Here is a 6573-nt window from a genome sequence, read left to right on the forward strand (position 1 = left end):
ATAAAAAAGACTATCCAGGGTGTGATGAATTTTATCGCCCAGAACGATGAATAGGGCACTTCTGAATCACAAAACTAGTAATTTTGTTCAAATCTCTATCTAAAAAGTTGATATAAAAGGGAATTCAAAGCATGGCTATCATTAGCGTTACTACTTCCGCAGACAGCGGAGCAGGTTCTTTGCGAGAGGCAATCTCTTCAGCTCAAGCAGGAGATACTATTAAGTTTGCTTCCAGTCTTGCCAACAAAACCATCAAACTCACCAGTGAGAAGCTTGTAATTAACCAGGATATAAATATTGATGGCATAGGGGCAGCAAATTTAAAAATTAGCGGTAACAATACCACAGGGGTATTTCTCGTAGAGCGACAAGTCAATGTGACATTTAATAATTTGACTATTGCTGACGGTTACACATCTGGAAATGGTGGTGCAATTCAAGTCTTAGACTACGGCAGTATAAAAATCACCAACTCTCAATTTAACAATAATAGTGCTGGCAAAGGTGGAGCCATCTACCTTGGCTTTGGTGGTAGAGCAACTGTAGTTAATAGTGAATTTGATGGTAACGATGGTAGCTTAACAAACTCTGGCTTCAGTAGTGGGGCGATCGCCACCGCTGGTGCTGGTAATCTTGTTGTCAAAGACAGCAAATTTACTAACAACAAGGGAGTAAATGGCGGTGCGATTTATAGCCTACTGGGTACACTGACTGTAGAAAACTCAGTCTTTCTCAAAAATAGTTCAGAAGGTGACATGGGTGGCGGCGCTATCTTCACCGATGGTGCTAATCCGGTAGGGACTAGTTCCAAAGTAGGAGGTACAATTGCTATCCGTGGTAGTCACTTTGAAGAAAATAAGACCAAAGGAGAAGGAGGCGCACTTTTTCTCTATGGTTATGGCCCAGACAAAATTATCCTCGAAGACAGCACCGTAATTGGCAACTCAGCTGATATTAATGCTCAAGGAATTTCCCGCGGGGGTGGGTTGCGAGGGAACAGTGACCTAACAATTCGCAACGTCACCTTTGCTGATAATACTGCCATCAAGCAAGGTGGGGGTATATGGCTCGATGGTAAATCACCAGTTGACATCATCAACAGCACCTTTTCTGGGAATAGTGTCAGCAAAGATGCAGGTGGAGCAATATTTATTAACACTAGTGATACCGCCCCCGTTAACATCGTCAATTCCACTATCGTTGATAACTCAGCTGGGCGAGCTGCGGGAGCAATTTGGGTACGAAATGCAACTGTCCCTGTAACACTCACCAACTCGATTGTTGCTAACAACACCTCAAGTACTCCAGTACAAATGCAAGTGGATTTTGTACTTAGAGACGGTGGTGGCAATATTGAATACCCAAGTCCAGTTTGGGGAGGTCGCCGAGTTGTAGCAGGTAGTCAAATTGTTGACCCGATGCTTGATTCGCTAAAAAACATTGGAGGGGTTTTAGTGCATCCCCTTAAATCAGACAGTCCTGCTATTAATGCTGGTGTCAAAAATAGTTCTGTACCGACCTTTGATGCTGGCATGGTACAGCGAGATAGTAAACCAGATATTGGTGCTTTCGAGGCAAATGTCAGTAGATCTAATCCACTCAGTGGAGTCACAAGTGCGTCCAATAGTAATTTGATTAACAACATTATTTATGGCACTAAAGGCAAGGACACATTAGTTGGTAGTAATGGTAACGATATCCTGATGGGTGGCTATGGTAACGATGTCCTGATTGGTGGAGGTGGTAGCGATGTTCTAATTGGCGGAGAAGGTTATGACCAATATGTCTTCCAATACTATTCACAAAGAGGTGACATTATTATGGGTTTTGAGCGAAAAAGAGATATCATTGACCTCAGCCAAATCTTCAATATGGCTAAGAATAAAAACTCTAATCGTTTCCAAGATTGTATACGACTAGGACAAATTGGCAACAATACAGTTGTTAGCATTGACACGAATAATGACAATATATTTGGTGATGTAGTAATGCTAAAAAGCTTTAAAGCCAACACTTTAACTGCTGATAATTTCAAATTACAGTAGATGTATTGAGCAGGTCTATTACCTGAAGTACCTGTGATCATGACAGATATTCATAGCTTGCTGTTAAGGTTGGGAGTTAGGAGTTTAAAGTTTTTAACTTTTGATTTCTAACTCCTAATTTTTAAAGCTTGAAACTCCAAGCAGCCAGAGCTAAAGCACCCCAACCAGCAAGAAAAGCCACTCCGCCTAGTGGTGTAATTGCACCCAATGATTTAACACCAGTTAAGCTTAGGGCGTACAAGCTACCTGAGAAAATAGCAATACCAATGATAAAAAGCCACCCGCTAGCTATGAGAGTAGGTTGAGGTGATGGGGTGCGACTAATTAGTAGTGCCACAAACAAAAGTGCTAGAGCATGATACATTTGATAGCGAGCGCCAGTTTCAAAAATTTCTAGCGATCGCTCACTAATTTTTTCCCGCAAGGCATGGGAAGCGAAAGCACCTGCGGCAACTGACAAACCGCCAAAAAAAGCAGCTATGCTCAAAAAAAACTGTGTCATGAGACCTAGCCGTAATTTGATTGAAAATTCAACGAAGCACAATTATAAATCCTGAATTAGGATTTATATTTAGATGTCAAAATGATATGATAAGGCCCCTTCTTCAGTCACTTTAAAATTAGCGTTGAATTCTTTAGCTTTTTCGTCTAAATATTCTCTGGCCACGGCTGCTGGTAGTTGTGAATGCATCGCAAAACCTAAAACAGTTACGTGTCCATGATTTTCTTTTAGCATCTGATAAAAAGTTGATTGCAGGCGATCGCTTATTTGTTTCTGAATTGCCTTTTCTTCATACTTGCCTTGACGATATAATGCTAAGCTTAACCATCCCCCAAGTAACATAGTGGGAACGCCAAAAATAATACCTTGTCTGGCAGTAGTATCAAGTAAATACAGGGCATCTCTGTTCAAATATTCTTTAACTAATTCCTCATCATCATTTGTTGAGATTGTCTTTAACATAGTATTTTTTTCAAGTACCGCTGATACTGATAGTGTTAAAAACATGAATCCAAGCGTTAATAACCAACCCGCAGCCAATTTTTCAGCAGTCTTCATAGTTTCACTTCGGATTTACACTTTGCTTGCGATTCTAACCTCACTTTCACAAAGCTTTCAATAATTGGGAACATCTCGCAATACTAAAAAAATTCATGAAACTTTAATATGAAGAGAGAGGAAAATCTGCAAACTCCTCTCATCAACAGTTTGTTAATTACGTGTTGCTTCCAGTATGCGGGAGAAATAAAAGCGAGTCCGAGTCATTGACTGCCGTTGTACTGAAAAGCCATTACTTTCTAGAATTTTCATTACATCAGCCTCACGGTGCAAATAAGCACGAGTTGTCTTACTTGGCCCCGGAAAGAAACTACCAATTTTCTTGAGTATACTCAGGGCACAAGTCTTCGGTGCAAAACTGATAATTATCCGTGACTGTGCCAAAGAACATAGATGAGAAATCATCTCATCGGCTTTTTCTTGAGGGTAGTGAATCAGAACATCTAAACAAATTACGGTGTGGTAATTACCGCTTAATGATTCTAAATCCTGCACAGCAAAAGTAGGATTTTCGGCATTTCCCAAGGTTTGTAAGGCTCTTTCTTTGCCTTCTTCTATCATTTTTTCGGAAATATCACTAGCATAGATTTTGGCACCATCTGCTGCTAAAGGAATGCTAAGGCTACCTACACCACATCCAGCATCGCAGATTGAAAGCTCTGATAAATTTTGATCAGCCTTCAGCCAACCGATAACTGTATCTACAGTTTGCTGGTGTCCAGTGCGGATATCTAACTGGACTTTATTAACTTCACCATCACCATAAATTCGCCTCCAGCGGTCAAACCCTGTGGAATTGAAATACTCACGAACAATCGTTTTATCGTCAGCTGCGTTCATAAACTTCGATTTAAAGGGTTCCCACTGCTTAAAATTATCATTGTTAGGAACCGACAAGGGCGATCGCTTTCACAGATTTTTAGGATGAAGTCTCATGAAAAGGTCAAAGTTGAAGTTTTTATGTTCCTCAAATCAGTTAAGTAATTAATTCTTGCTAAATTGTGATTACCATGCCGTGGAATATGGCAGCTTTACTGGAAGCAGGAGATAAAATCATTACTATTCCTGACATTCACGCTCTCAAAATGTCCAAGGTACTTTGGTGAGATTTAAAATTCATGGGTTTGGCAGTAGGACAAAATAAAAGTACTGGAGCATGAAAATCCATTGCGATCGCTAGCTTTAAGTTTACTAAAACTCTTTATCAGGGTGAATTTTCCAACTGTTAGTCAGATCACAACAGAAGAATTTGCTGACTGGCTCCTCAATCCTGTAAAGCCACAGCCATTTGTGCTTGATGCACGAAGCCAACCAGAGTATGAAATTAGTCACATCAAAACAGCGCTACGTATTGATCCTGTTGCACCCGGTCTAACAGCACTCTCGACAGAGTCAAAAGACACACCAATTATCGTATATTGTTCGGTTGGTTATCGTAGCGCCAAAGTTGCCCAACAACTTCAAAGGCAAGGATTTTCCCAGATTTACAACTTGAGTGGTGGTCTTTTCCAGTGGGCAAATGAAGAACGGCCCATATTTAAAGATGACGCACATCCAACACAACTTGTGCATCCTTATGATCCAATCTGGGGAAAAATGCTAAAAACTAGTTACCATGCTGAGAATTAGTCAAGTTACAGCAAATTTCATTTGGATAAGGTACATTACTCTCGCCTTTAGTCCCTAGTCTCTAGCCCCTTTCTTCTTAATAGGTGTAATACATCCAACCGAAAAACGCTGTAGACTCAAAACCTTCAGCGCGATCGCCAAGTTAATACCAAAGCCCAGGATAGGCTAATCTAGTTAGGCACTTTTTAAACTGGCATAAAGCTCTAATTAATTTTAAATACTATTAGACAGATAAAATACCCGATTTACTAGTACTTACCTAGCTTTTCAAATAAGATCAAATATTCGGCTGTAACGGTTATGGCAACAAGGTATAGAAGAAATATATAAAGTTAAATTTTAGCAATTTTCATGGAGATTGAATAATGCTAACCGCTGCAAAAACATTATCTGGTTTGATGGGTTTATGTGTCGGTGATGCGTTGGGTGTGCCAGTAGAGTTTACTAGCCGCGCTGAACGAGTTAAATCTCCGGTGACAGAGATGCAGGGTTATGGCACATGGAATCAACCACCGGGAACTTGGTCTGATGATAGTTCTTTGACGTTTTGCTTGGCAGAAAGCCTTTGTAGAGGTTATTCCTTAGATGCGATAGCTAATTCCTTCTGGCGTTGGTACAAGGCGGCTTACTGGACTCCCCGTGGCGACTTGTTTGATATTGGTCAAACTACCCATGCGGCAATTATGCGCCTTAAACAGGGAGTTTTACCCCACCAAGCCGGCGGTAAGGTAGAAAATAGTAATGGCAATGGTTCTTTAATGAGAATTTTGCCGATGGCTTACTGTCATCAAACCTTAACCTTTAGTGAATTAATTTTGCGAGTGCATGATGTTTCAGCAATTACTCATGCCCATCTGCGATCGCAAATGGCCTGCGGCATTTACATTACTATTGCAGTAGAGCTATTAAAAGGGGCTAATCTCCAAACAGCTTATTTACAAGGCTTAGAAAATATCCAAAAAATTTATTCTGCTCGTGAACATATCCTAGAGAAGCCTCATTTTGGCAGAGTCTTGGGTGGTGAAATTGCCCAAGTGCCAATTGAAGAGATTAATTCTGGCGGCTATGTGATTGATACTTTAGAGGCATCTTTATGGTGCTTATTAAATAGCTCATCCTACTCGGAGGCTGTATTGAAGGCTGTCAACTTAGGTGGTGATGCAGATACTACGGCTGCGGTTACTGGTGGGTTAGCCGGAATTTACTACGGCGTTGAAAGTATTCCCCAAGAATGGATCAATCAAATCGCCCGCAAACAAGACATTATTAACTTGGCAATGCGTTTTGCAGCAGCTGTTTATAATTCGTAATTCGTAATTCGTAATTACCTTTTTGCAGAGGTTTCAGACATTTAAAGTGGATGGTTTATTTCCGCCAAACTGTATTAGGGATTAGGGAGCAGAGGATGAACAATCTTGGGAAAAGGTGAGCCAGCGCGGTCTTGGGGGTTTCCCCCATGAGCGACTGGCGAACCCTGAAGGGGTTAAAGGGTAAAGGATGAAGAAATAAACCCTTTCCCCCTTACCCCTTTCCCTTTACCCTTCTTCCTTATGCCCCATGCCGAGTCTTAGACCAGAGACAGAGAGTAAACTTGACCATCAATTAAAAGTCGTGTGATACCTTTGGCTTGCAGATGAGTACTAGCCTTATGTAACAGTTTACTATCAGGGACTTTAATGACGCGATCGCGCTTGGTAGAAAAGCGCTTTGCCACCCGGTGATTATCAAACACAGGCAAAGTTCTTTGCTGTGTTTCCAGGCTAGGAATTTGCCCTAAGTCGCCAAAATCTTTGAGTGGTCGAGTAATCAATTCGGAGGCGCGGTCAATTACCAAATAGC

At 41.0% G+C, this 6573-nt stretch carries 6 protein-coding genes and 1 pseudogene; 3 read left to right on the forward strand and 4 right to left on the reverse strand.

The window, feature by feature from the left end:
* The first annotated feature begins 131 nt into the window (after window positions 1–131).
* On the forward strand, window positions 132–2045 hold the full coding sequence (locus tag I8751_RS17085) for a choice-of-anchor Q domain-containing protein (RefSeq protein WP_214440329.1): 1914 nt from the start codon (window positions 132–134) through the stop codon (window positions 2043–2045).
* 121 nt (window positions 2046–2166) lie between these two features.
* On the opposite strand, the gene I8751_RS17090 is transcribed toward I8751_RS17085, so the two are convergent.
* The 3 genes from I8751_RS17090 to bchM all read right to left on the reverse strand — a co-directional run bounded on the left by I8751_RS17090 (window position 2167) and on the right by bchM (window position 3945).
* A complete protein-coding gene (locus I8751_RS17090) occupies window positions 2167–2547 on the reverse strand; it encodes a DUF423 domain-containing protein (RefSeq protein ID WP_214440330.1) in 381 nt (126 codons plus the stop codon).
* Between the two features lie 69 nt (window positions 2548–2616).
* Entirely contained in the window at window positions 2617–3105 is a 489-nt protein-coding gene (locus I8751_RS17095; protein ID WP_214440331.1) for a hypothetical protein, read from the reverse strand.
* A gap of 153 nt (window positions 3106–3258) precedes the next feature.
* Window positions 3259–3945: a magnesium protoporphyrin IX methyltransferase gene (gene bchM, locus I8751_RS17100; RefSeq protein ID WP_214440332.1), complete on the reverse strand. Its 687-nt coding sequence runs from the start codon at window positions 3943–3945 to the stop codon at window positions 3259–3261.
* A gap of 369 nt (window positions 3946–4314) precedes the next feature.
* Between bchM and I8751_RS17105 the strand changes: the two genes are divergently transcribed.
* Together I8751_RS17105 and I8751_RS17110 are read left to right on the forward strand one after the other, a co-directional pair.
* A complete protein-coding gene (locus tag I8751_RS17105; RefSeq protein WP_318780340.1) occupies window positions 4315–4734 on the forward strand; it encodes a rhodanese-like domain-containing protein in 420 nt (139 codons plus the stop codon).
* A 365-nt stretch (window positions 4735–5099) separates the two neighbouring features.
* A complete protein-coding gene (locus I8751_RS17110) occupies window positions 5100–6044 on the forward strand; it encodes an ADP-ribosylglycohydrolase family protein (protein ID WP_214440334.1) in 945 nt (314 codons plus the stop codon).
* Between the two features lie 257 nt (window positions 6045–6301).
* On the opposite strand, the pseudogene I8751_RS17115 reads toward I8751_RS17110, so the two are convergent.
* Window positions 6302–6573: pseudogene (locus I8751_RS17115) on the reverse strand (transposase); the annotation flags it as partial.

Origin of the sequence: Atlanticothrix silvestris CENA357, assembly GCF_016056295.1 — a bacterium.
Classification (GTDB): domain Bacteria; phylum Cyanobacteriota; class Cyanobacteriia; order Cyanobacteriales; family Nostocaceae; genus Atlanticothrix; species Atlanticothrix silvestris.